Source organism: Cryobacterium inferilacus (assembly GCF_019599185.1).
Classification (GTDB): Bacteria; Actinomycetota; Actinomycetes; order Actinomycetales; family Microbacteriaceae; genus Cryobacterium; species Cryobacterium inferilacus.
In genome coordinates, this window is sequence record NZ_JAIEUL010000028.1 from 1 (window position 1) to 24,502 (window position 24,502).

General features: G+C 69.9%; 23 protein-coding genes. 14 read left to right on the forward strand and 9 right to left on the reverse strand.

Features of this window, described 5'->3' with window-relative positions; all coding sequences use genetic code 11:
* Positions 1 to 190 (reverse strand): hypothetical protein (locus tag K2F54_RS17430; protein WP_220607126.1); only part of this gene is annotated, 190 nt, incomplete at its 3' end.
* A gap of 36 nt (positions 191 to 226) precedes the next feature.
* Positions 227 to 1,540, reverse strand: a complete 1,314-nt coding sequence (gene aspS / locus K2F54_RS17435) for an aspartate--tRNA(Asn) ligase (RefSeq protein ID WP_255577265.1) — start codon at positions 1,538 to 1,540, stop codon at positions 227 to 229.
* 79 nt (positions 1,541 to 1,619) lie between these two features.
* Here aspS and K2F54_RS17440 point away from each other — a divergent pair, with 79 nt between their 5' ends.
* From K2F54_RS17440 to ccsB, 5 genes are read left to right on the forward strand one after another with little or no spacing between them, the layout of a single operon-like run.
* Complete coding sequence (locus K2F54_RS17440) at positions 1,620 to 2,264, forward strand: histidine phosphatase family protein (RefSeq protein ID WP_220607128.1); 645 nt, start codon at positions 1,620 to 1,622, stop codon at positions 2,262 to 2,264.
* A 5-nt stretch (positions 2,265 to 2,269) separates the two neighbouring features.
* Positions 2,270 to 2,878, forward strand: a complete 609-nt coding sequence (locus K2F54_RS17445) for a TlpA family protein disulfide reductase (protein ID WP_220607129.1) — start codon at positions 2,270 to 2,272, stop codon at positions 2,876 to 2,878.
* Between the two features lie 2 nt (positions 2,879 to 2,880).
* Entirely contained in the window at positions 2,881 to 3,642 is a 762-nt protein-coding gene (locus K2F54_RS17450) for a cytochrome c biogenesis CcdA family protein (RefSeq protein ID WP_220607130.1), read from the forward strand.
* The gene (gene resB / locus K2F54_RS17455; protein ID WP_220607131.1) at positions 3,626 to 5,299 is read left to right on the forward strand and encodes a cytochrome c biogenesis protein ResB; all 1,674 of its coding nucleotides are present in this window, start codon (positions 3,626 to 3,628) and stop codon (positions 5,297 to 5,299) included. Before K2F54_RS17450 ends, resB begins: the two co-directional genes overlap by 17 nt.
* A 52-nt stretch (positions 5,300 to 5,351) precedes the next feature.
* Positions 5,352 to 6,317 (forward strand): c-type cytochrome biogenesis protein CcsB, encoded by a 966-nt coding sequence (gene ccsB / locus K2F54_RS17460; RefSeq protein WP_220607154.1) that lies wholly within the window; start codon positions 5,352 to 5,354, stop codon positions 6,315 to 6,317.
* Between the two features lie 118 nt (positions 6,318 to 6,435).
* Here the strand turns inward: ccsB and K2F54_RS17465 are convergent, their stop codons facing one another.
* The 5 genes from K2F54_RS17465 to K2F54_RS17485 are packed head-to-tail and all read right to left on the reverse strand — an operon-like array spanning position 6,436 to position 9,621.
* Positions 6,436 to 7,416 carry an o-succinylbenzoate synthase gene (locus tag K2F54_RS17465; RefSeq protein WP_220607132.1) on the reverse strand — a complete coding sequence of 327 codons (981 nt, stop codon included), beginning with the start codon at positions 7,414 to 7,416 and terminating at the stop codon, positions 6,436 to 6,438.
* Between the two features lie 42 nt (positions 7,417 to 7,458).
* The gene (locus tag K2F54_RS17470; protein ID WP_220607133.1) at positions 7,459 to 7,722 is read right to left on the reverse strand and encodes a hypothetical protein; all 264 of its coding nucleotides are present in this window, start codon (positions 7,720 to 7,722) and stop codon (positions 7,459 to 7,461) included.
* Complete coding sequence (locus tag K2F54_RS17475; protein ID WP_220607134.1) at positions 7,719 to 8,051, reverse strand: DUF7882 family protein; 333 nt, start codon at positions 8,049 to 8,051, stop codon at positions 7,719 to 7,721. Before K2F54_RS17475 ends, K2F54_RS17470 begins: the two co-directional genes overlap by 4 nt.
* 56 nt (positions 8,052 to 8,107) lie before the next feature.
* Entirely contained in the window at positions 8,108 to 9,181 is a 1,074-nt protein-coding gene (locus K2F54_RS17480) for a sigma-70 family RNA polymerase sigma factor (RefSeq protein WP_220607135.1), read from the reverse strand.
* Positions 9,178 to 9,621, reverse strand: a complete 444-nt coding sequence (locus K2F54_RS17485) for a hypothetical protein (protein WP_220607136.1) — start codon at positions 9,619 to 9,621, stop codon at positions 9,178 to 9,180. The genes K2F54_RS17480 and K2F54_RS17485 overlap by 4 nt, the downstream gene beginning before the upstream one ends.
* A 196-nt stretch (positions 9,622 to 9,817) precedes the next feature.
* Here K2F54_RS17485 and K2F54_RS17490 point away from each other — a divergent pair, with 196 nt between their 5' ends.
* The 3 genes from K2F54_RS17490 (at position 9,818) to K2F54_RS17500 (ending at position 12,986) form a co-directional block, all read left to right on the forward strand.
* Positions 9,818 to 10,729 carry a 1,4-dihydroxy-2-naphthoyl-CoA synthase gene (locus K2F54_RS17490; RefSeq protein ID WP_220607137.1) on the forward strand — a complete coding sequence of 304 codons (912 nt, stop codon included), beginning with the start codon at positions 9,818 to 9,820 and terminating at the stop codon, positions 10,727 to 10,729.
* A gap of 8 nt (positions 10,730 to 10,737) precedes the next feature.
* On the forward strand, positions 10,738 to 11,877 hold the full coding sequence (locus K2F54_RS17495) for an AMP-binding protein (protein WP_308287727.1): 1,140 nt from the start codon (positions 10,738 to 10,740) through the stop codon (positions 11,875 to 11,877).
* Positions 11,878 to 12,083: 206 nt separating this feature from the next.
* Positions 12,084 to 12,986 (forward strand): 1,4-dihydroxy-2-naphthoate polyprenyltransferase, encoded by a 903-nt coding sequence (locus K2F54_RS17500; RefSeq protein ID WP_308287728.1) that lies wholly within the window; start codon positions 12,084 to 12,086, stop codon positions 12,984 to 12,986.
* A 109-nt stretch (positions 12,987 to 13,095) separates the two neighbouring features.
* Here K2F54_RS17500 and K2F54_RS17505 read toward each other — a convergent pair whose 3' ends face one another.
* Positions 13,096 to 13,401 (reverse strand): DUF4229 domain-containing protein, encoded by a 306-nt coding sequence (locus K2F54_RS17505; protein ID WP_220607139.1) that lies wholly within the window; start codon positions 13,399 to 13,401, stop codon positions 13,096 to 13,098.
* Positions 13,402 to 13,471: 70 nt separating this feature from the next.
* Here K2F54_RS17505 and K2F54_RS17510 point away from each other — a divergent pair, with 70 nt between their 5' ends.
* Complete coding sequence (locus tag K2F54_RS17510) at positions 13,472 to 13,906, forward strand: PLD nuclease N-terminal domain-containing protein (protein WP_220607140.1); 435 nt, start codon at positions 13,472 to 13,474, stop codon at positions 13,904 to 13,906.
* Positions 13,899 to 15,695, forward strand: a complete 1,797-nt coding sequence (menD, locus tag K2F54_RS17515; RefSeq protein ID WP_220607141.1) for a 2-succinyl-5-enolpyruvyl-6-hydroxy-3-cyclohexene-1-carboxylic-acid synthase — start codon at positions 13,899 to 13,901, stop codon at positions 15,693 to 15,695. Before K2F54_RS17510 ends, menD begins: the two co-directional genes overlap by 8 nt.
* 65 nt (positions 15,696 to 15,760) lie before the next feature.
* Here the strand turns inward: menD and K2F54_RS17520 are convergent, their stop codons facing one another.
* Complete coding sequence (locus K2F54_RS17520) at positions 15,761 to 17,269, reverse strand: high affinity choline transporter 1 (protein WP_220607142.1); 1,509 nt, start codon at positions 17,267 to 17,269, stop codon at positions 15,761 to 15,763.
* 280 nt (positions 17,270 to 17,549) lie between these two features.
* Between K2F54_RS17520 and K2F54_RS17525 the strand changes: the two genes are divergently transcribed.
* From K2F54_RS17525 to atzF, 4 genes are read left to right on the forward strand one after another with little or no spacing between them, the layout of a single operon-like run.
* Positions 17,550 to 18,398 carry an urea amidolyase associated protein UAAP1 gene (locus tag K2F54_RS17525; RefSeq protein ID WP_220607143.1) on the forward strand — a complete coding sequence of 283 codons (849 nt, stop codon included), beginning with the start codon at positions 17,550 to 17,552 and terminating at the stop codon, positions 18,396 to 18,398.
* Positions 18,395 to 19,051 carry an urea amidolyase associated protein UAAP2 gene (locus K2F54_RS17530; protein ID WP_220607144.1) on the forward strand — a complete coding sequence of 219 codons (657 nt, stop codon included), beginning with the start codon at positions 18,395 to 18,397 and terminating at the stop codon, positions 19,049 to 19,051. Before K2F54_RS17525 ends, K2F54_RS17530 begins: the two co-directional genes overlap by 4 nt.
* A complete protein-coding gene (gene uca, locus K2F54_RS17535; RefSeq protein ID WP_220607145.1) occupies positions 19,048 to 22,644 on the forward strand; it encodes an urea carboxylase in 3,597 nt (1,198 codons plus the stop codon). Before K2F54_RS17530 ends, uca begins: the two co-directional genes overlap by 4 nt.
* Complete coding sequence (gene atzF / locus K2F54_RS17540; protein ID WP_220607146.1) at positions 22,641 to 24,488, forward strand: allophanate hydrolase; 1,848 nt, start codon at positions 22,641 to 22,643, stop codon at positions 24,486 to 24,488. The genes uca and atzF overlap by 4 nt, the downstream gene beginning before the upstream one ends.
* The last annotated feature ends 14 nt before the right edge of the window (positions 24,489 to 24,502 follow it).

Below are 24,502 nucleotides of genomic sequence, written 5' to 3' on the forward strand. Positions count from 1 at the left end.
TGATGAGCAGGCCGGCAACGCTGAGTCCGAGTGCGGTCTTGGTGAAGCTGCGCATGATGGGGTCCTTTGCTGTGGGGTGCCCGGCGGGGATGTCCTGCGGGGTGTTGCTGGTGTTGCTTGGTATGCAGGTGGTTCGGCCCCCAGGCAGAAAAGGTTTGGTCGGGTTGAAAGAAAAATCGCGCCTGTCCACGAGGGACAGGCGCGATCGGTGAAACGGGCGTGCGGGCTACGGCTCCAGGCGGGTCGGGCCGCGGAACAGGTAGGTCACCTCGCGGATGGACGCCTGGTGCAGCATCAGCATCAGAACACGGGCCAGGCCCATGCCGAAGCCGCCGTGCGACGGCACGCCGTAGCGGAAGAAGTCCAGGTAGCCGGCGATCTCGGCCGGGTCGACGCCCTTCTCCACCGCCTGCTCGGTGAGCACGTCGATGCGGTGTTCACGCTGCGCGCCGGTGGAGATCTCGGTGCCGTTGAAGATCAGGTCGTAGCTCTTGGTGATGCTCGCGTCGCCCTCGTGGCGCATGTGATAGAACGGGCGGATGCTCGAGGCGTAGTCGGTGAGGAAGACGAACTCGTGTCCGTAAGTCTCGGCGACGTACGCGGCGATCTGGCGTTCGCCCTCCGGGTCCATGTCGTCGTCGTCGCGGGGAACCTCGTAGCCGCGGCTCTTGACGATCTCCTTGGCCTCTGCGAGCGGAATGCGCGGGAACGGCGTGGTCGGAACGGTGACCTCGACACCGAACAGCGCGAGCACCTCCTCGCCGTGCTTGGCCTTGACGGCGGTGAACGCGGCAACGAGCAGGTCCTCGTGCAGCTGCATGACGTCTTCGTGGCTGTCGATCCAGCTGATCTCGGAGTCGACGCTGGTGAACTCGGTGGAGTGCCTGCTGGTGAACGACGGGTCGGCCCGGAACGCCGGCCCCACCTCGAAGATCTTGCCGAAGCCAGAGGACTGCGCCATCTGCTTGAAGAACTGCGGGCTCTGCGCCAGGTACGCCTTGGTGTCGAAGTACTCCACCTCGAACAGCTCGGCGCGGGACTCGCTCGCGCTGGCCATCAGCTTCGGGGTGTGCAGTTCGATGAAGTCGTTCTCGATCCAGTACGTGCGCAGGGCGTGCTCGAACGTGGTCTGGATGCGGAAGATGAGGTTCGACTTGGGCTGGCGGAGGTCGAGGAAGCGCCAGTCCATGCGCTTGTCCAGGCTGGAGTCCGCCGCGATCGGGGTCTCAGGGATGGCGTGTGTGACGACCTCGAGGCTGGCCAGTTTGATCTCGATGCCGCCGAGCTTGACGCGCTCGTCGTGCTTGAGCTGCCCGGTCACGGTGACGAAGCTGCCCTGGGACAGGCCGGAGATGGTGGTGGCCGGTTCGTCGTCGACGACGACACCCTCGGCATCCGTCGTGCGTGGATTGACCAGCTGCACCGCGCCGGATTCATCGCGCAGCACGACGAACTGCACCTTCTTCTGGTCTCGGACGGTTTCGACCCATCCGGACACGGAAACGAGACCGTCGTCGAGGGCGGCAAGATTCTTGATCAGTACGCGAGCATTCACTCCTCGAGTTTAGCCGCACAGCTCTCGGCGAATTCGCGGGTGACCTCTCCGTAGACTGGAGCGTGTGGTAGCTAGTCAGGTACATCTCGTGCGGCACGGTGAGGTTTTCAACCCCGAACGCGTGCTTTACGGCAGACTTCCCGGCTTCAAGCTCTCCGATCTGGGGCAGCGGATGGCCGAGGCGGCTGCCGCAGACCTCGTCGAGCGCGCTCGCCCCGTCGCGCGGGTGATCGCGTCGCCACTGCAGCGCACCCAGGAGTCCGCCGCGCCGATCCTCGCCGCCTTCGGCCTGCCCATCCACCTCGACGACCGCCTCATCGAACCGGCCAACCGGTTCGAGGGCAAGCGGATGCGCGGCCCCGGCGGCGCCCTGCGCGACCCACGCAACTGGCCCAGCCTGGTCAACCCGTCCCGGCCCAGCTGGGGCGAACCGTTCCGTTCCATCTCCAACCGGATGCTCGCCGCCATCGACGACGCCTTCCACTCCGTGGACGACGGCGACGTCGTGCTGGTCAGTCACCAGCTGCCGATCTGGATGGTGCACAGGTCACTCGCGGGCGAGCGCCTCGCCCACGACCCGCGCCACCGCCGCTGCGACCTGTCCAGCATCACGACCCTGGCGTTGCAGTACAACGTGCCCACCGAGGTCGGCTACGTGAGCCCCGCCGCCGCCCTGCTGGTGCCGGCGAACGATGTGGGTGCGGTGTGAGCCGGATGACCCGCAGACCCCGCCGCAGCACGGCCGCCCTGGCCGGCGCCGTTGCGCTCGGCGTCGCCCTCACCGGCTGCAGCACCTCCGACGATCTGGCCAGGCAGTACACCGAGGGCGGCAACAAGGGCTACATCGCCGGTGACGGCAGTGTCACCGAGATTCCGGTGGAAGAGCGCGGCGACCCCGTGGTCTTCGACGGCACCGTCGAGGACGGCTCCACGGTCAGCTCCGCCGACTACGCGGGCGAGGTGCTCGTGGTCAACTTCTGGTACGCCAGTTGCGCCCCGTGCCGCGCAGAGGCCCCGGACCTCAAGGACATCAGCGAGCAATTCGCCGGCGACGGCGCCAGCTTCCTCGGCGTGAACGTGCGCGACCAGGCCGCCAGCGCGATCGCGTTCAACGAGAGCTACTCCATCGGTTACCCCTCGGTGATGGACGTCGACGACGGGGGCATGCAGCTGGCCTTCAGCGGCAACATCCCCCCGAACGCTGTGCCGACCACGCTCGTGCTCGACGGATCCGGCCGGGTCGCCGCGCGCATCCTCGGCCAGGTGTCTGCGCCGTCGATTCTGGAAACGCTGATCGAAGACACGATTGCCGAGGACGGCTAGGCGTGGGTAATCCCTTCGGCGAGATCGTCTTCAGCGGGCAACTGTTCCTGGCGATCCCGGTGGCCGTGCTGGCCGGGTTGGTCTCGTTCGCGTCGCCGTGCATCCTGCCGCTCGTGCCCGGCTACCTCGCCTACATCGGTGGTTTCGCCGACGGAAGCAGCGGTTCCACGCTCAGTGCCAGACGGGGGCGCAACCGGCTGCTGCTCGGCGTGGCCCTGTTCATCCTCGGCTTCACCCTGGTCTTCGTGCTCACCGGGGTGGTGTTCGGCTTCGCCGGGTTCTGGTTGAACCAGTACCGCGACCTGATCACCCGCATCGCCGGCGCCGTCGTGATCCTGCTCGGCCTCGTCTTCGTCGGCCAGTTCGGTGCGATGCAGCGAACCATCAAGACTTCCTGGCGGCCGCGGATGGGCCTGGCCGGCGCGCCCGTGCTCGGCGCGGTCTTCGCGGTCGGCTGGACCCCGTGCACTGGGCCGACGCTCACGGCCATCAACTCGCTCAGCCTGAGCACCGGCTCGCCCTGGCAGGGTGGCCTGCTGGCGTTGTTCTACGCGCTCGGGCTGGGCATTCCGTTCCTGCTCATCGCCCTCGGCCTGAATTGGGCCACGGGGGCCGTAGCCTTTCTCAAGCGTCACATCCGAGCGATCAACCTGTTCGGCGGCGTGCTCCTGATCGTTATCGGGGTGCTCATGGTGAGCGGCGTGTGGAATGCCTGGCTCCTGAACCTGCAAGGGGTGATTGGCAGTTATGTCCCGGCCGTCTGACCATATCGACTCCGCCCCCGCGCCCTCCGGCAACGGCATCACCCAGCCCAAGCTCGGCTTCGTCGGCACCCTGCGCTGGTTCTGGCGTCAGCTCACCAGCATGCGAACCGCGCTGTTCCTGCTGCTGCTGCTCGCCATCGCGGCGGTGCCGGGTTCGCTGGTGCCGCAGCGCAGCTCTGACCCGAACGGGGTCATCCAGTACTTCAACGACAACCCCGAGCTCGCGCCGGTCCTCGACAACATCCAGGCGTTCGACGTGTACTCCTCTGCCTGGTTCTCCTCGATCTACCTGCTCCTGTTCGTGTCGTTGATCGGTTGCGTCATCCCCCGCACCAAGCATCACCTGCAGGCCCTGCGCGCCAAGCCGCCCAAGACGCCCGCGCGCCTCGGCCGGCTCGCCGGCTTCACCACCCGCACGGCTCCGGTGGGCACGGATGCGGCCACCGCCGTCGCATCCGCCCGTACCGTACTCAAGCAGGGCCGCTACCGCGTGGCGCTGTTCGAGAGCCCCACGGAGTTCTCGGTCTCGGCCGAACGCGGCTACATGCGCGAGACCGGCAACCTGGTCTTCCACTCCGCTCTGGTGGGCCTGCTCATCGTCGTGGGCTTCGGCAGCGGCTTCGGCTTCAGTGGACAGCGGGTGCTCGTGGAGGGGCAGACCTTCGTGAACACGCTGCTGGCCTACGATTCGTTCAACCCTGGCCGGTTCTTCAACGACACCGAACTCGACCCGTACACGCTCACCCTCGACGACTTCGAGGTGACATACGAGACCCAGAACCTCGAGGCGTTCGGTCAGCCGCTCGACTTCACCGCGGGCGTCACCGTGACGCCCCGCGGCGGCGACGCCCAGGACGGCGCGGTGCGGGTGAACGACCCGCTGCGCACCGGCGGCACCAGCATCTACCTGCTCGGCAACGGCTACGCGCCCACCATCACGGTGAAAGACCCGGAGGGCACCGTCGTGTTCACCGACTCCGTTCCGTTCCTGCCGCAGGATGCCAACCTCACGTCGCTTGGAATCGTGAAGGTGCCGGACGGCCTGGCCGAACAGGTCGGCCTGATCGGCTTCTTCTACCCGACGCAGGACGAGACCAGCAGCGGATCCTACTTCTCCAGCTTCCCCGACCTGGAATACCCCGTTCTCACCCTCAACGTGTATCAGGGCGACCTCGGCCTCGACGAGGGTGTGCCCACCTCGGTGTACAGCCTCGTCACCGATGACATGGAGCCGCTCGCCACCCGCGACAGCGCCATCCAGCCCCTCGAACTCACGCCGGGCGAGACCCAGGAGCTGCCGAACGGCCTGGGCTCAGTGACGTTCGAGAACGCCGCTCCCGATGCCGCCGAGGGCGACTACGCCGGGTCAGTGCCCCGGTTCGCGTCCTTCGACATCCACCACGACCCCACCCAGGGCTGGGTGCTGCTGTTCGCCGTTCTCGTGCTCGGCGGCCTGCTCACCTCGCTGTTCGTGCCCCGCCGCCGGCTCTGGGTCAAGGCCATCGAGCAGGCGGATGGTTCGGTGCGGCTCGAGTACGCCGGTCTCGCCCGCGGCGAGGACCCCGCCCTGGAGTCCGCGGTGACCGCCCTCGCCGACCGGCATGCTGCCATGCTGGAACGCGCCACCCCGGCCATTAAAGCCGCCGATCCCGCTTAGGCTGTAAAACGTGAATCTGAACGAGCTCTCGATCCTCAGCCTGTATTCGGCCATGGCTGTGTACGCGCTGGCGTTCATCGCATTCTCGATCGACCTGGCCAGGCGCAGCGCTGCCGTGGGTTCGACGGAGGCCGCCGTCGGCGCCACCAACGAAGCACCCGCATCCGTTGCCGGCGCCAAGGCCTCTGGCGGCGGAAGCGTGAGCACGCTGAACCGGATCAGCTCGCGGATGGCCGACGACGCCGTCACGCCGTACGGGCGTTCGGCCAGCCTGCGGGTCGGCGTTTCCCTCACCGTTCTCGGCTGGGCCCTGCACCTGGTGGCCGCCGTGCTGCGCGGTCTTGCCGCCGACCGGGTGCCGTGGGCGAACATGTACGAGTTCGCGATGACCGGCACCCTGCTCATCGTCACGGTGTTCCTGATCGTCCTCACCCGCACCGACCTGCGGTTCCTCGGCACCTTCGTCACCGGCATGGTGGTGATCCTGCTCGGCATCGGCGCCCTGCAGTACTACGTGGAAGTGGCCCCGCTGCCGCCGGCGCTGCAGTCCGTCTGGCTCGTCATCCACGTCTTCGTGGCGTCACTGGGCACGGGCTTCTTCGCGCTCGGGTTCGCGCTGTCGTTTGTGCAGCTGCTGCAGTCCCGCCGGGAGGAGCGTGCCGGCACGGCCAAGTCGAGCCGGCTGAGGTTCCTCGCGACGCTGCCGTCGGCGTTCACCCTGGAGAACCTGGCCTACCGGGTCAACATCATCGGGTTCATCCTGTGGACGTTCACCCTCATGGCCGGTTCGGTCTGGGCCGAGCGCGCCTGGGGCCGCTACTGGGGCTGGGACACCAAAGAGGTCTGGACCTTCATCATCTGGGTGATCTACGCCGGCTACATCCACGCGCGCGCCACCCGCGGTTGGCGTGGCTCCCGGTCGGCCTGGCTGGCGATCATCGGTTTCGCCGCGGTCATGTTCAACTTCGGCATCGTGAACGTGTTCTTCAAGGGCCTGCACGCCTACTCGGGCCTGTAACCGCCGGTCGGATCGCGCCCGATGGTTGCGTTCCATAGGGCAAAGTCGCGACCGGCGGGGGTGTCGCGCCCGATCGTTGGTCGAGCTTGTCGAGACCTCGTGACGTGCGCTCGGGCTGTCAGTCGGTGAGCAGGGCGTGCACCCGGGTGATCCGGGCGAGCCACCAGTCCCGGCGCTCGGGGCCGGCGGCGTAGGTGTCGAGCAGGTCGGCATCCGGCACCACCCGTCGAACGGGGATGCTGCCATCGACCGGCAGCAGCGGCTCGCGGGTCACATCCGCGGCCAGCAGCGACGCCGTGGCCAGCCCGCAGTCGTAGTCGAGCTCGGGCAGGGCTGCGGCGAGGAAGGCGCCCATCGAGATGCCGATCGAGGTGTCGAGGGCGCTGGAGACGATGAGCGGCAGTCCGGTCTCGGCCTGGATCGCGAGCACCGCGCGGATGCCGCCGAGCGGCTGTACCTTGACCACCAGGAGGTCCGCTGCTCCGGAGCGGGACACCAGCAGGGGGTCGGATTCCTTGCGCACGCTCTCGTCGGCCGCGATCGGCAGGTCGAGGTAGTCGGTGCGGCGGCGGATCTCGGCGAGTTCGTCGATCGACGCGCACGGCTGTTCGACGTACTCGAGGTCGAACTCGGCCAGGGCATGGATCGCGTGCTCGGCCTCGTCAAGGTTCCAGAGCCCGTTCGCGTCCACCCGGATCCGGCCTTCGGCGCCGAGGGCCTTGCGCACCGCGCGCACCCGCTCCACGTCTTCGGCGAGAGTCTGGCCGGGATCGGCGACCTTCACTTTGGCTGTGCGGCAGCCGGGGAACCGGGCCAGCAGGGCGGGAACGTCCGCCGCGTCGATCGCGGGAACCGTCGCATTCACCGGGATCCGGTCGCGCTTGATCGCCGGGGTCTCTTGCCAACCGAACTCCAGGGCAGCGCGCAGCCAGGCCGCGGCCTCGTTGTCGTCGTACTCCACGAACGGGGAGAACTCGGTCCAGCCTGCCGGCCCCTCGATCAGCACGGCCTCCCGGCTGGTGAGGCCCCGGAAACCGGTGACGAGGGGAAGGTCGACCACGCGGGCGGTGGCGAGCACGTCGTGCAGTGAAGGGAGCATGGCTCTAGTGTGCCAGCATCCGCGAGTCCGGCCCCGACCGGGTCATTCGGTCGAATCGGCCACGAAGGTCTGCTCGTCGCTCAGGGCCACATCGGGGCCGTTGGGCTGCACGTCCACGATGGCGATCGCGGTGCCGGGGGAGATCAGCAGGTAGGCGTCCTGATACCGGCCGGCGCCGCTGTTCACGCGCAGCCAGGAGGGCACGCCCGACGCCACCGCATCGGTGATCTCGGTGCGCAGCGACTCGATCGTGCGGTCGCCGAGGGTGTACGGCTTGCCGCCGTAGACGATGTCGATGCGGGTCACGCGTCATCCTTCCCGTTGGACGTGGTGCCGAGCCGGTGCGGCTCGGGCACGATCTGCAGGCCGCCGGACGAGTTCGCGGTCAGCATCAGCGCCTCGATCCAGTCCCGGTTGAGACTGGGGGACCGGCCGCCGAAGTACTTGTAGGCCAGCGGGATGCTCGGATGCATCCAGATGGTGCTCCGTCCATCGCCGCCCTGGGGGTCGTCCCGCCAGGTGAAATAGAAGCATTCGCCCCGGCGTAGCTTGGCACCGATCACCACCTGGAGGTGCGCCAGGACACGGTCATCGAAGTCCGCCGTCAGGCTCGAATCGTAGGTCAGCTTGCCCATTGCACCACTCCGTTAATTTAATTGGGTTTGCTGTCACGCTACGCCGATTTCGGCCGCTAGTCCCTGAGGTAGCGCTCGAGTTTTGGCACCTTTAGGAGGGCCAAGGCCCTCTTCTCGATCTGACGAACGCGCTCCCTGGTGACGCCCTGGATGACCGCGATCTGGTCCAGAGTGCGCGGTTCTTCGCCGGTGAGGCCGAACCGGGCGGTGAGAATGGACCGTTCCCGATCGGGCAGGGCATCCAGGTAGAAGGTGATGTCGGCCGCGCGCAGGGTGATGGTGGCGCACTCGTCCGGCTGCGGCAGGTCGTCGTCGATGATCAGTTCGGCGATGTCGCCGATGCCATCGCCGACGGGGGCGTGCAGCGAGATGGGCTCGTTGTCGTACTGCAGCAGCCTGGACACGTCGCGCACCGCGATCTGCGACAGCTCCGCGATCTCCTTGAGGGTGGGCTCACGGTCAAGCGTGCTGGTGAGGTCACGGCGGATGCGCTTGATCTTGTTGAGCTTCTCGGCGGTGTGCACCGGGATGCGGATCATGCGCGACTTGTCGGCCATGCCGCGATGGATCGCCTGGCGAATCCACCAGGTGGCGTAGGTGGAGAACTTGAACCCGGTCATGAAGTCGTACTTCTCCACGGCTCGCACCAGTCCGATGTTGCCGTCCTGCACTAGGTCCATGATCGGTACCCCGCGGCCGGAGTAGTGCTTGGCGATGCTCACCACGAGCCGCAGGTTGGCCTCGATGAAGTGGTTCTTCGCACGGCGTCCCTCGAAGACCAGGGTCATCAGCTCGCGTTTGAATTCGGGGCTGACCGGGTTCTCGGTGGCGGCGGCGCGATTGATCTTCTCTTCGGCGAACAGGCCGACCTCGATCTTGCGGGCCAGGTCCACCTCGTCCTCGGCGGAGAGCAGCGGGCCCTTGCCGATGCGGCGCAGGTAGTCGCCGAAGGCATCCGTGGACGCCCTGCTGTACCTGGAGGTGGCGGCGGCGCTGGCTGCAGCAGAGGGGGTCTGCGGCCTCGTGACGCCGGCGGTCGACCGGTCGGTCGTCGTGTCCGGCCGTTCGGCGGTGCGGCGGGTGGGGACGTCGGTGGCACGGGTGTCGGTGGTGTGGGCGATGGTGGTCATGCGAGGACCTCCCTAGGGAGAAGGCTGGCTGTTGCGCGGTCAAAGGAGGTGAAGTAGGCCCGCTCACGCGGACGACCGAGGTTGGTGACCTCGAAGGCGGTGCCGACGATCTGGATGAATCCCAGCAGCGCGTTCGGGTCGTCGTGCTCGATTGCCTGGTCGGCAATGCGCCACTCGGTGGGGGAGATGGCGGTGATCTCGACGTCCGCCGGTTCGGTGGCGCCGGCGGCGTCTCTGGGGTGGGCTGGAGGGGTGAGCGCGCGGTTCGTGGAGAACTGAGCGGGGCTCTGGTGCCGGACGCGGTGCTGGGCTTCGGTGCGGCGAGGTGCGGCGTGCTGAGGAGCGGCGTGCTGACGAGCGCGGTGCTGAGCTTCGGCACTGGGGACTGTCGCGTCTTCGGGTAACGCGGTGTCCGGCGCCGGGGTGCTGTTGCGGAACATGACCACCTCCGGGTCTTTCGGGGTGAGACAAGTACATCTCCGGGGAACAAAGCCGTTCAAGGGGTTGACGGGAGCACCGCCGAAGATGTACACCTGAAAACCTCTCACTTTGCGTGAGCGGTCCCAGCGGCTTCGCTGCCAGGGTCGAACCGTTGACGCACCGAAGCGGTGACGACCCATTGCGTAGGCTGGAGGCATGCCCGAACAGGTTTCAGAGATCTTCGACCCCAGCCAGTGGAACTCGGTGCCGGGCTTTGCCGCGCTCACCGATGTCACCTATCACCAGGACCTCACCGGCCGGATCGCCCGAGTGGCGTTCAACCGGCCCGAGGTGCGCAACGCCTTCCGCCCGCACACCGTGGACGAGCTCTACGCGGTGCTCGAGGACGCCCGCACGAATCCGCAGATCGGTGTGATCCTCCTCACCGGTAACGGACCGAGCGCGCGCGACGGCGGCTGGGCGTTCTGCTCCGGCGGTGACCAGCGCATCCGCGGCCGTGACGGCTATAAGTACGGTGACGGTGAGACCGCGAGCGGAATCGACAAGGCCAGGGGTGGTCGCCTGCACATCCTCGAGGTGCAGCGGTTGATCAGGTTCATGCCCAAGGTCGTCATCGCGGTGGTACCCGGTTGGGCGGCCGGCGGCGGGCACTCCCTGCACGTGGTCTGCGACCTCACCATCGCCAGCGCCGAACATGGCAAGTTCAAGCAGACGGATGCCGATGTCGGATCCTTCGACGGCGGCTACGGCAGCGCGTACTTCGCCCGCCAGGTCGGCCAGAAGGCGGCAAGGGAGGTGTTCTTCCTCGCCAGGGAGTACTCGGCGCAGCGCGCCCTGGAGATGGGCGCCATCAACGCGGTGGTGCCGCACGCGGAGCTGGAGAACGAGGCGCTGGACTGGGCGCGCACGATCCTGACCAAGTCGCCCACCGCCATCCGGATGCTCAAATTCGCCTTCAACGCCGTCGACGACGGCATGGTCGGCCAGCAGGTCTTCGCGGGCGAGGCCACCCGCCTGGCCTACGGCACCGACGAGGCCGTCGAGGGACGGGATTCGTTCCTTGAGAAGCGCGAACCGGACTGGTCGCCGTACCCCTGGCAGTTCTAGGCGCATTCGTGAGGCCCGTTCGCGTCGTCCCCGTCGATGATCCCCTGCAGGTGCTGGCCGAGTTGCGCCTGGCGCTCTCCGCCACCGGCGACGCCCTGCTGCCCGTGCCGGCGGGCGAGACCGGCACCGGCCGCGAGGGCCTCGGACCGGTGCCGCGCCGTGTGGCGGTGGTGATCGAAACGTCGGGTTCGACGGCCGCGCCCAAACGGGTGATGCTCAGCACCGACGCGCTGCTCGCCTCCGCGGCGGCGTCCAGCGTCGCCCTCGGCGGCGACGGCCAATGGCTGCTCGCCCTGCCCGCCCACTACATCGCCGGGGTGCAGGTGCTGGTGCGGTCGATCGCGTCCGGCACGGAGCCCGTTCTGCTGCCGCCTGGACACTTCGACCCCGCCGAATTCGCCGAGTACGCCGGCCGGCTCGTCGAACCGCTGAGATTCACCTCGCTGGTTCCCGTGCAGCTGGCGCGGCTGCTGGATGCGGCGGAGGCCGACCCGGAGATCCTGGCCGTGCTCAGGCGGTTCACCGGCATCCTCGTGGGCGGCCAGGCGGTCGCCCCTGCCCTGATCGACCGGGCCGAACGGCTCCGGATCCGGGTGCTGCGCACCTACGGCTCGTCGGAAACCGCCGGGGGGTGCGTGTACAACGGCGTCCCGATCGGCAATACCGTGGTGCGCGCCGTCGACGGCCAACTCGAGATCAGCGGGTCGGTGCTCGCCGACGGGTACCTCGACGACGATCAGCGCACCAGCGAGAGGTTCGTGGACGACCAGGGTGTGCGCTGGTACCGCACGGGCGACCTGGGCGCGGTCGCCCCGGACGGCATCGTGAGCGTCACCGGCCGGGCCGACAACGTGATCATCTCCGGTGGGGAGAAGGTCTCCCTCGACGCCGTGGAGGCCCTGGTGCGCACGCTCCCCGGCCTGGGCGACGCCCTTGTGGTGCGAGCGAACGACCCGGTCTGGGGACAGGCCGCGGTGGTCGTGCTGGCCGCGGACCAGGCGCCGGCACTGGAACCCGTTCGCGCCGCCGTGGCCGCCGAGCTCGGCCGCGCCGCCCGCCCGGCCCGGATCGTGACGGTCGGGACCGTCCCGCTGCTGGCGTCCGGAAAGCCGGACCGGCAAGCCGTGGAAAGGCTCGTCGGGCGCTGAACCGCCTCACCGTCCGGGCCGGCGGGGTGCCTCGGTCGCCGCCCGGATGCGGCCAGTAGCATGAGGTCGTGGCACATGGAGCGCGGCCGAACGAGCCGAAACAACAGAAATCCCGTCAGACCAGCCCGACCGGTACCCGGAAGCCGGCATCTGCCGGGCCGAAGAACCCGGCGAAGTCGGGCAACCCGGCCCGGAAGAGCGGGGCGGTGACCGGTCCCGCCCGCAGCGGGCCGGCCAGCCTCGGCGACTGGATCTCCGGTGCCAGGCTGCGCACCCTGCCGCTGGCCGTCGCGCCGGTGGCGCTGGGAACCGGAGCGGCGGTCGTGGCCGGCGGCGCCGGGGAGTTCCACTGGGTGCGGGCGCTGCTCGCACTGGTGGTGGCGGTGAGCCTGCAGATCGGCGTGAACTACGCCAACGACTACTCCGACGGCATCCGCGGCACCGACAACCACCGGGTCGGCCCGGCCCGGCTCACCGGCGGCGGAGCGGCCAAGCCCCGCGCGGTGCTGACCGTGGCGCTGGCCTTCTTCGGCCTTGCCGCCGTCGCCGGCCTGGTCCTCGTGATCGTGAGCCAGTTCTGGTGGCTGCTCGCCGTGGGCGCCCTGGCGATCGTGGCGGCCTGGTTCTACACGGGCGGCAAGAAGCCGTACGGCTACCTAGGTCTTGGCGAGCTGTTCGTGTTCGTCTTCTTCGGCCTAGTGGCCACCGTCGGAACCACCTACGTGCAGGTGGGCACCGTCAACCTGGAGAGCTGGCTGAGCGCCGTGGCCATCGGGCTGATCGCCTGCGCCGTGCTGATGGTGAACAACCTGCGCGACATCAAGCCGGACAAGGTCGCCGGCAAGCGCACCCTCGCCGTCTGGATCGGCGCCCGCGCCTCCCGCGTCGTGTTCTGCGTGTTCCTGCTGGTGCCCTTCGGTATCGCGGGCTTCTTCGCCCTGTTCTACCCGCTGGCCTGGTTCACCTTCTTCGTGCTGCTGCTGGTGCTGCCGGCCTGCCTGATCGTAGCGACCGCGAAGACGGCGAAAGAACTGATCCTGGCGCTCAAACTCACCAGCATGGCGGCGCTGCTCTACGGCATCCTGCTCGGGCTGGCCTTCGCACTGTAACCGGGCAACTGTTCCCCGTTCGGACAAATGCGCCCGGTACGCCGGGCGCATTTGTCCGTTCTGGCAACAGTTGGCCGCGCCGAACGCTCAGCGGCTCCGGCGCGGATGGCTACGGCGCGGTGGGAGACTGGCCGGCCTTGGATGCTCCGGCCTCGGCGCGGTCGACCGCGGCATCCTCTGACTCGGCGTCCGGGTGCACGGGTTCCTTCTCGCGGTGCCGCACCTCGTAGAGGCCCCTGGCGACCGTGTCGCGCGGGGTGCGCAGGAAAATGTAGGACAGGCACAGGCCGATCACGGCGGCCAGCAGGGCCGCCAGCCAGCCCTCGATGCCCAGCACCAGCAGGAGCACGAACGGCACGGCGAACATCAGGACCCGGAGCACGGTGAATACCAACCACGCTGGAACAGCTTTCATACCTGCAGCTTAAACCGTGCTGCTGAGAGTACTCACCGATCTCTCGGCTGACCGGCCTACAATTGGCAGCATGTTCCGCCTGTTGTTCGGCCTCGGAGTCGTCGTTGTCATTCTCACTGTCTATGCGGCGGTGGATTGCGCGGTATTCGACCGCAATCGCATCCGCGGAATTCCCCGGTGGGCGTGGATCCTGGTGATCATCCTGCTCCCCGTGATCGGTCCGGTGCTCTGGTTGCTGATCGGTCGCGGCCGGCGCACCAGCGCCGCGAGCACCGGCGGCCGGGTCACCCGGTCGATGGCTCCGGATGACGACCCGGACTTCCTGCGCGGCCTGGATCGCGCCAAGGACCAGGAGCGGCGCATCCGCGACCTGGAGCAGGAACTGGCCGACTTCGACAAGATGGACCCCCCGGCAGATGACTCGTCCCGGCCCGGCACCGCGGGAGTAGACCCCAATAAGACCGAACCCGGTGAGGGCGACCAGCCGGGCCGACGGGATGCCTGAAACCACCCAGGACACCGGATCGACCACCCAGCCTGACGCGGTTCTGTGGCGCCAGGTCGCCCCGAGCGGCAGTCCCGCCACCGATTTCAGCGTGGCGTTGCTGGCCGAGTTCGTGCGACTCGGCGTGCAGGACATCGTGCTCAGCCCGGGGTCGAGGTCTCAGGCGCTGGCCCTGGCCGCCGCCGAATTCGAGCGCCTCGGCCTGCTCCGCCTGCACGTGCGCATCGACGAACGCGGCGCGGGTTTTCTCGCCCTCGGCCTCGCCATCGAGACCGGCCGCCCCGCGCTCGTGGCCTGCACCTCAGGCACCGCCGTGGCCAACCTGCACCCTGCAGTGCTCGAGGCCCATCACTCCGTGGTGCCCATGATCCTGCTCACCGCCGACCGGCCCGCCGAGCTGCGGGGCATCCGTTCGAACCAGACCACTGTGCAGCCGGGCATGTTCGCCGGCGCCGTGCGTCTCTGCCAGGACGTGAGCGCCCCGGACGGATCCGCAGGGGAGGCCGACGCCGCTGTGACCCTGGCGGAGCTGGCCTACCGGGCGGCGATGGGCACGCAGACCGCCAACCCCGGCCCCGTGCAGCTGAACCTGGCCTTTCGCGAGCCGCTCTCCGCGGCCGTCGACCTCGCCGCTGACGGCGCGGTCGCCGACCTTGCCGTTGCGGCCGATTCGGCCAGGCAGGGCCGGCCGGATGCGTCCCCGACCGCCGGCGACGCAGCCCCGCCGCTGGTGGTGTCGTCCGGTCCTCGCACCGTCGTCGTGGCCGGAGCCGGAGCCGGCCCGGCCGCGGAAGAACTGGCCCGCAGCGCCGGCTGGCCGCTGATCGCCGAGGTGTCCAGCGGTGCCAGGTTCGGCCCGAACCTGGTCGTGGCGTACCGCGACCTGCTCGGGGACGCCGATTTCGGCGGCCAGGTGCAGCGTGTGATCGTCTTCGGTCACCCCACCCTCAGCCGGGAGATCCCGGCGCTCGTGCAGCGGGCGGACGTGGAGACCATCGTCGTGGCCCCTGCCGGCCTCGAGTGGTACAACCCCGGACACCGGGTGGCCAGGTTCGCCCGCGCCGTCGCCGTCACCGATGAGGCGATCGAGGTTGCGGGCAGCCGCGAGGCCCGCGCCTGGGCGGGCCGCTGGGTGATGGCGAGCCGGAACATCCTGGCAGAGGACACCCAGCTCGACGCCCCGCCCTTCGGCGCCCACGGCATGACCCGCGCCGAGTTCGCCGCGATGAAGGCCCCGGTCACCCGGGCTATCCTCGCCGACGCGCTCTGGCGCGCGTCCTGGCCGCACGACCGCCTGGTGCTCGGCGCGTCCAGGCTGATCCGTGAACTGGACACCCGGGTGACCGGCAAGAAGATCCCCGTGCACGCCAACCGGGGCCTGGCCGGCATCGACGGCACCATCGCCACGGCGGTGGGTATCGCGCTGGCCAGTCAGGCCGGCCCGCAGCCCAGGTCGACCGGCACCACCCGCCTGCTCGTCGGCGACGTCACCCTGCTGCACGACGCCGGGTCGCTCCTGATCGCGCCCGGCGAAACCCGGCCGCGGCTGCAGGTGGTGGTCGGCAACGACGGCGGCGGAACCATCTTCGACGGCCTCGAGGTGGCGGCGACCGCCGCGCCCACCGCCGTGGACCGGGTGCTCTTCACCCCGCACCGGGTGAACCTGGAGGCCCTGGCCGCCGCCTACGGCTGGTCGTACACCAGAGCCGCCACCCGAAGCACCCTGGAAAGCGCCCTCACGGCCCCGGTGGCCGAGCCGACGATCCTGGAAGTGCCGCTCGCCCGCTAGGTCCGCTGGCCCCGCACCATCCGCGAACCGTGAGAAAAGCCCCTCAAAACGCTAGTTTTAGGGGCTTAACTCACAGTTCGCGAGAGGAGGAGGGCGGCCTGCTCGGACTCGAGCTCCTGGGCCACCTGCAGCTCGAGGTCCTGCTCGTGCGGGGGACGGGGGCGCAGGAACGCCACGAGCACGAACGAGCCGATGCCCACCACGGCGGAGATCATCGTGGTCCAACCGTCGAGATCCGCCGTGATCAGGGTGTTCGGCACGTAGAACAGGTCGTTCGGCACGCCGTACATGGTGGGGGTGAGCGCCAGCAGGGTGATCCGCACCGTGAAGCCGAGCAGGGCACCGACGATCACGGCGCTCGCGCCGGGCCGCTTCCAGAACAGGCCCAGCACGAGCGGCGCGGCCAGGCAGGCCAGCATCAGGTCGAACGCGAAGGTGAGCAGGATGCCGGTCTGGCTGACCCGGATCGCCAGCAGCACGCCGATCACGACGATCGGCACCATCGCCACCCGCGTCCAGCGCAGCAGCGGGTCGGTGCCGCCGGAGACGATGCGGCGCACGCCGAAGATGTTGCGCACCGCGATGGCCGAGGTGGCCAGGATGGCGCCGGCCGCGGTGGAGAACGAGGCCGCCACGATGCCGGAGAGCACCAGCACTGCCAGAAGCGGCGGCGCGTAGTCGCCCAGCAGGGTGAACAGGATCGGGCCGTCCGCGGAGGAGAGGCCGAGCGCGGCGGTGGTGGTGAGGGCGACAAGGGCGTAGATGATGCCGATCACGAACGTGCCGCCGGCCGCGTAGAAGCAGGACTTCTGGGCCACCTGGGGCGACTTCGCGGCGAAGATGCGCTGCATGAAGTCGATGGCGACGAGGTCGCCGATGCCCAGTGAGATGAGCGTGGCCCAGTTGACCGGGGCGCCCTGGGCGGGGTCGGTGAGCTGGCCCATGTCGAACGGGCCCATGCCGGCCGGCACGATGATGCCGAAGTTGATGACCACCCAGCCGAGCAGGGCGATCGAGGCCACCACCGTGATGACGGTCTGGATGGCCGCCGTGTAGGCATCCGAGAACAGGCCGCCGGCCAGCGTGTACGCGAGCACCAGGGACACCGACAGGATGATGCCCCAGACGTAGGAGATGCCGGCGAAGCGTTCGAGCAGGAAGCCGACGGCGACGAGGTTGCCGGCCAGCAGGATGGTGAACGAGAAGATCATGATCACCGAGGAGCCGACCTCGACGACCCGGCCGTAGCGGCGGCGGAAGAAGTCGGCCAGCGTGTAGAGCCCGAGCTTGTTCATCGGCTTGGCCAGGAACAGCCCGGAGATCAGCAGGCAGACCGCCAGTCCGATCGCCAGCGACGCGCCCGCCCAGAACCCGTAGCCGGAGGTGAGGTCGGTGTTGCCGACCGTGGCGTTGCTGTCGACGGCCGCGGCCATCAGCGACACAGCCACGAGGGGGACGCCGAGGCTTCGGCCGGCGACGAGGTAGTTCGCGCTGTCACCGTCCACCTTGCGGGCGACGACGATTCCGACGATGAGGACGATGAGGACACTGATGCCCACCCCGATGACGATCATTGTGCTCCTGACGTGGCGCTGGCTTGGATTTCGGTCAACCGATCGATAAACCCAATTCAGCCCGCCCACTGTCACGGTGGTCTTTCCGGATTGCAACGGTCGTGTTAACTCGTCCGGCGCCGGTGTGGGCTCGGTGACCTCTCGCGCGGGTAGGAGGGTGCGCCGCCCAGGATGCCCCGTAACACGCTGTTAACGCGGGGGACACGGTGGCGACGCGACACCGCGGTTTAGTTTCTATCAAGTGATCGAAAACCGGGTCACCGGATAGGGAGAAGCCACCGTGACAGCAGAAACCGCACCGTCGACCACGTCGACCACCGCCGGTGCCCGGGCGCACGCCAGGGCCCAGGAGGGCACCATCGTCGAGGCCGCGCCCGTCCGTCCGGCCTCTGCCTGGCCCGCACCGGCCGGCGTCGCCGCCGACCGGCTGGTCTGGGCCGAGACCGTGGCCGGCGGCGGGTACACGCACAAGGTGCTCGCCCGCGGCACCACGCTGCGGCTCACCGACCTGGCCGGTGACGCCTGCGCCCACGTGCTGCTCTTCAACGCCGACCAGCCGTTCGAACGGCTGAACGTGGCCGACACCGTGAAGGTGCAGTGGCAGGTCTACCCGGCAGCCGGCCAGCTGTTGCTCTCCGATCAGGGCCGGGTGCTCGCCACCGTCGTGGCCGACAGCTCCGGCCGGCACGACACGATCTTCGGCACCAGCACCGCAACGCGCAACGCCGCCAGGTACGGCGACGGCTCCGCCCAGGGACCCACGCCGGCCGGCCGGGAACTGTTCGCCCTCGCCGGGGCGAAGAACGGCCTCAGCCGGCGCGACCTGCCGCCGAGCGTCTCGTACTTTCAGGGCGTCACGGTCGACGCCGACGGCCGGCCCGGCTTCACCGGCGGCGCCGGCGCCGGGGCCAGCGTGACCCTGCGCGCCGAGCTGCCCGTGATCGTGCTCATCGCCAACACGGCGCATCCGCTCGACGACCGCGCCGACTACGCCTCGACCCCCCTCGAGGTGCTCGCCTGGGCGGATGCACCGACAGCGCCTGACGACGCGCTCTGGAGCCTCAGCCCCGAGGGCCGCCGTGCCTTCGTGAACACCGCCGACTACCTCACCGCAAGGGGACTGAAATGACCGCGACCACCGCCACCGCCCCGACCGCCATGGACTTCGGCACCGAACTCTCCCGCGAGACCGTCGCCGCCCGCGCGCCCTGGTCCGCCGTGCTGAAGGCCGGCCAGGTGCTCACCATCGTCGACCTCGACGGCAACCAGGCCGTGGACTTCCTCGCCTACGCGGCCGACGACACCGCCAGGGCCTACAGCGCCCAGGCCACCCTGCAGGAGCAGGACAGCGTCTACCTCAGCGTGGGCAGCGTGCTGCGCGACAACGAGTCGACCCCGCTGCTCACGATCATCGCCGACGACTGCGGCCGGCACGACACCCTCGGCGGCGCCTGCTCCAAGGAATCCAACACCCTCCGCTACGGCCTGCACACCTGGGCCCAGCACGCCTGCGTGGAGAACTTCCTGGCCGAGGGCTCCCGCCGCGGCCTGGGCAAACGCGACCTGGTCTCCAACATCAACTGGTTCATGAACGTGCCCGTCGACCCGGATGGCGCCCTCGGCATCGTGGACGGCATCTCGGCGCCCGGCCTGTCGGTGTCGCTCCGCGCCGAGGCCGACACCCTGGTGCTGGTCTCCAACTGCCCGCAGATCAACAACCCGTGCAACGGCTTCAACCCGAGCCGGGCCGAGATGATCATCAGCGCCGGAGCCCGGGCATGAGCGCCTTCGACACCGTCCTGATCGCCAACCGCGGCGAGATCGCGGTGCGGATCATCCGCACCGCCCGCGCCATGGGCCTGAGGACCGTGGCCGTGTACTCAGAGGCCGACCGCGGCGCCGCCCATGTGCACCTGGCCGACACCGCCGTGCTGCTCGGTCCGTCGCCGGCCGCCGAGAGCTACCTGCGCGGGGACCTGATCATCGCCGCCGCCCTGGAGACCGGCGCCGGCGCCATCCACCCCGGCTACGGGTTCCTTTCCGAGAACGCCGACTTCGCCCGCGCCTGCCAGGCCGCCGGGATCGTCTTCGTTGGGCCCACCGCAGAGCAGCTCGAGCTGTTCGGCACCAAGCACACCGCCCGCGACGCCGCCACCGCCGCCGGGGTGCCGCTGCTGGCCGGCACCGGCCTGCTCGACAGCCTCGACCACGCGCTCGCCGCGGCCGAGGAGATCGGCTACCCGGTGATGCTCAAGGCCACCGCCGGCGGCGGCGGCATCGGCATGCAGGCCTGTCACAGCGCAGCCGACCTCGCCGGTTCCTGGGAGAACGTCACCCGCCTCGCCGGGGCCAGCTTCTCCTCCGCCGGGGTGTTCCTGGAACGCCTCGTGGTGGGCGCCCGGCACGTGGAGGTGCAGGTCTTCGGCGACGGCCTCGGTTCTGTCGTGAGCATCGGCGACCGCGACTGCAGCCTGCAGCGCCGCAACCAGAAGGTCGTCGAAGAGGCGCCCGCCCCCGATCTGCCCGCAAACGTGCGGGACGGCATCGCCGAGGCCGCCCGGCGGCTCTGCGCATCCGTGCGGTACCGCTCGGCCGGCACCGTGGAGTACATCTACGACCCGGTGCGGCAGGAAGCCGCCTTTCTCGAGGTGAACACCCGCCTGCAGGTGGAGCACCCGGTCACCGAGGCCGTCTACGGCATCGACCTGGTCGAGTGGATGCTGCGCCTCGCGCTCGGCGACACGGCCGTCGTGCATACCCCGCTGGTCGCAGAAGGGTTCGCGGTGGAGGCCCGCGTCTACGCCGAGAACACCGACCTGGGCAACCTGCCCAGCGCCGGCACCATCACCCGGGTGATCCACCCCGAGAGCGCCCGCATCGACTCCTGGCTCGAGGCCGGCGCCGAGGTGAGCACCCACTACGACCCGCTGCTGAGCAAGGTGATCACCCACGGTGACAGCCGCGAGGCCGCCTGGCAGGCCCTCGCCGACACCCTCGCCGACGTGCGCGTGGACGGGGTCGCCACCAACCTCGGGCTGCTCCGGTCGATCGCCGCCGACCCCGACGTGCGGGCCGCCCGGCACTCCACCGACACCCTGGCCGGCATCCGCAACACCAGCGGCCGGTTCGAGGTCGTCAAGTCCGGCCTGCTCTGCACCATCCAGGACTGGCCCGGCCGCACCGGCTACTGGGCCGTCGGCATCCCGCCGTCGGGGCCGATGGACGACCTGTCGTTCCGGCTCGGCAACACCGCCCTCGGCAACGCCGAAGGGGAGGCGGGCCTGGAGATCACCATGCAGGGCCCCACCCTGCGCTTCCACACCGAGGCCACGGTGATGCTCACCGGCGCGCCAACCCCGCTCACCGTGGACGGCACCGAGACGGCCCAGTGGACACCGGTGACGGTGCCGGCCGGCGCTCTGCTCAGCATCGGCACCCCCAGCATCGGCATGCGCAGCTACCTGCTCGTGGCCGGCGGCCTGGATGTGCCGCTGGTGCTCGGCAGCGCCGCCACCTTCGACCTGGGCGAGATGGGCGGCGCCGCCGGCCGGGCTCTCCGCACCGGCGACATCATCGCGCTCGCCGAGCGGATGCCCGTGGCCGCGCCCCGGGAGGTGGCCGTGCGTGAGCGCCCGGTCTTCACCTCCCAGTGGCGCATCGCGGCGCTGGAGGGTCCGCACGCCGCCCCGGAGTTCTTCACCGAGGCCGACATCGCGGTGTTCCACAGCACCCGCTGGGCGGTGCACTTCAACTCCGCCCGCACCGGCGTGCGCCTGGTCGGCCCGAAACCGGAATGGGCGCGCAACGACGGCGGCGAGGCCGGACTACACCCGTCGAACATCCATGACACCCCGTACGCCGTGGGCGCTGTGGACTACACCGGCGACCTGCCGATTCTGCTCGGCCCGGACGGACCGAGCCTGGGCGGGTTCACCTGCCCCGCCACGGTGCCCAGCGGCCAGCTCTGGAAGCTCGGCCAGCTGCGCCCCGGCGACACCGTGGAGTTCGTGCCGGTCGACGACCGGCAGGCATACGCCCTGAGACTGGACCCCACCCTGGCCGTCACCGCGGGACGCGCGCCGACCGTGGACGGCGGCGTCCTGCGGAGCCTCCCCGCCACGGCGACCAGCCCGGCCATGACCTTCCGCCGCAGCGGCGACGCCAACCTGCTCGTGGAGTACGGCGAGATGGTGCTGGACCTGGCCTCACGGATGCGGGTGCACGCGCTCGCCGCCGTGCTGCAACAGCGCTGGGACGACGGTGAGCTGCCCGGCATCATCGACCTGACCCCCGGCATCCGCTCACTGCAGGTGCACGTGGACCCCGACCTGCTGCCGCTGCCGGAGCTGCTCGACATCGTGGCCGCCATCGAGGAGGGCCTGCCCGCCACGAGCGAACTCACCGTGCCCAGCCGCACGGTGTCGCTGCCGCTGTCGTGGGACGACCCGGCCACCCGGGAGGCCATCGAGAGGTACATGTCCGGGGTGCGCGACGACGCCCCGTGGTGCCCGTGGAACATCGAGTTCATCCGCCGGATCAACGGCGTCGCCTCGGTGGACGACGTGATGCGCACGGTCTACGAGGCCGAATACCTGGTGCTGGGCCTGGGCGATGTGTACCTGGGCGCCCCCGTGGCCACGCCGCTGGACCCGAGGCACCGCCTGGTGACCACCAAGTACAACCCGGCGCGCACCTGGACACCGCAGAACGCGGTGGGCATCGGCGGCGCCTACCTCTGCATCTACGGCATGGAGGGCCCCGGCGGCTACCAGTTCGTGGGCCGGACCGTGCCGATCTGGTCCACCCACGCGCAGCGCGGACCTTTCGCCGCCGGCGTGCCGTGGCTGCTCAAGTTCTTCGACCGCATCAGCTGGTATCCGGTGCTGCCAGAGGACCTGCTGGAGATGCGCGCAGAGATGAAGGCCGGCCGGCTGCCGATCCGCATCGAGGAGGGCGAGTTCTCGATGAAGGAGTACGAGGCCTTCCTGGCGAAGAACGCCGACTCGATCGCCGAGTTCCGTGCCCAACAGGGCGAGGCATTCGCGGCCGAGCGGCACGCCTGGGAGGAGTCCGGCGAGTTCGACAGGGACGACACCGCGGCGCTCGCCCCGGTGCTGGCCGCCGGCACGGTGTTGGTGCCCGAGGGCTGCGAAGGCGTCGAGGCGCCGTTCACGGCCAGCGTGTTCAGGCTCGACGTGGCCGAGGGGGACTCGGTCGCGGCCGGGCAGACCCTGGTGTCGCTCGAGGCCATGAAAATGGAGGCCCACGTCGTGGCACCCTTCAACGGGCGGGTGGTGAGCATGCTGGCGGCCGCCGGTGACAGCGTCGCACCCGGCTCGGTCCTGGTGATCGTCGAACGGGAAGAGGCAGCATGAGCACCATGGACACACGCGGATCGGTCACGGCGACGGCGGCCGTGACGGCCGCATATGCCCGGATCGCCGCCGCCGACCGGCCCGAGGTGTGGATCGAGCTGCGGCCGGAGGCCGAGGTCCGTGCCGAGGCCGCGGAGGTTGAGCGCCTGCTGGGAGCCGGCGCCGACCTTCCCCTGGCGGGGCTGCTCTTCGCGGCCAAGGGCAACATCGACATCCGGGGTCTGGTCACCACAGCGGCCTGCCCGGCTTATGGCCAGGTGGCCGAGACGGATGCGACGGTGGTCGCCCGGCTCCGTTCCGCCGGGGCGGTGTGCCTGGGTGCCACCAACCTCGACCAGTTCGCCACCGGCCTGGTGGGCACCCGCAGCCCGTACGGCGCGGTGCGGCACGCGTTCAGGCCCGAGTACATCTCCGGCGGCTCGAGCAGCGGCTCGGCCGTGGCCGTGGCGCTCGGTCTGGTGGATTTCGCCCTTGGCACCGACACCGCCGGCTCCGGCCGGGTACCGGCCGCCTTCCACGGCCTGGTGGGTATCAAGCCCACCCGTGGCCTGGTCTCGGCCGCGGGCGTGGTGCCGGCCTGCCGGTCGCTGGACTGCGTGACCGTGCTGGCCGGCGACCTGGACCTCGCCGAAACCGTGGCCGGGGTGATGGCCGGCTTCGACCCGCGCGACCCGCTGTCGCGCACGGCGCCGGCCGGGCCGTCCACCGCAGGTGTCGCTGCACGCATCGGCGTGCCACGGGCCGGCCAGCTGGGCACGCTCGCCCCCGGCTGGGCCGAGGCCTTCGATGCCGTCGTGGCCCGGCTGCGGGCCGGCGGCGCCGAGCTTGTCGAGATCGACATCGAACCGTTCCTGGCCACCGCCCGGATGCTCTACGAGGGCGCGTTCGTGGCCGAGCGCTACGCCGCCGTCGGCGCCTTCGTGGAGGCACACCCCGACGAGGTCGACCCTGTCGTGGGCGCCATCGTGGCCGGCGCGCGCGACGTGCCTGCGCACCGCCTGTTCAGCGATCTGGAGGCCCTCGACGTGGAACGTGCCGGAAGCCGGCAGGTCTTCGCCGGCATCGACGCGCTGCTGCTGCCGACCACGGTGGAGCACCCCACCCTGGCTGAGGTGGCCGCGGAACCCCTCGCGGTGAACAGCAGGCTCGGCCGGTTCACCAACTTCGCCAACCTGCTCGACCTGGCCGCGATCGCTGTGCCGGGCGGCATGGTGGGCGAGACCCACTTCGGCGTGCAGCTGGTGGGCCCGGCGTTCACGGATGCCCGCCTGGCCGGCCTGGCCCGGCGCATCCTGCCCGCCGGCCAGACCGGGCGGCCCGCCGCCGCGTCGGCCGCACCGCTCGCGACCCAGGTGCCGGCCGCAGCACCGGCCGTGCCGGCCGCGACCGAGTTGCCCGCCGCGAAGCCGGTCGTGCCGGCCGCGACCGAGCAGCCTGGCAGCGCGGCGGAGACACAGCCCGACGAGATCGTGCTGGCCGTGGCCGGCGCGCACCTCTCCGGCCAGCCGCTCAACCACCAGCTCACCGCGCTCGAAGGCCGGCTGCTCGAGACCACCACCACCGCGGCGGACTACCGGCTCTTCGCCCTCGACACAGTGCCGCCCAAGCCCGGACTCGTGCGGGTGGCCGCGGGAGCGGGCGCGCCGATCGAGGTCGAGCTCTGGGCGCTGGGAGCGGCGGAGTTCGGCCGGTTCGTGGCGGCTCTGCCGCAACCCATGGCCATCGGCCGGCTGCTCCTGGCCGACGGCAGCCAGGTCGAGGGGTTTCTCTGCGAGCCGATCGCCACGGAGACCGCCGCCGACATCACCGCCACCGGCGGCTGGCGAGCCTACCTGGCCCGCTGACCCGTCCGCCCGGC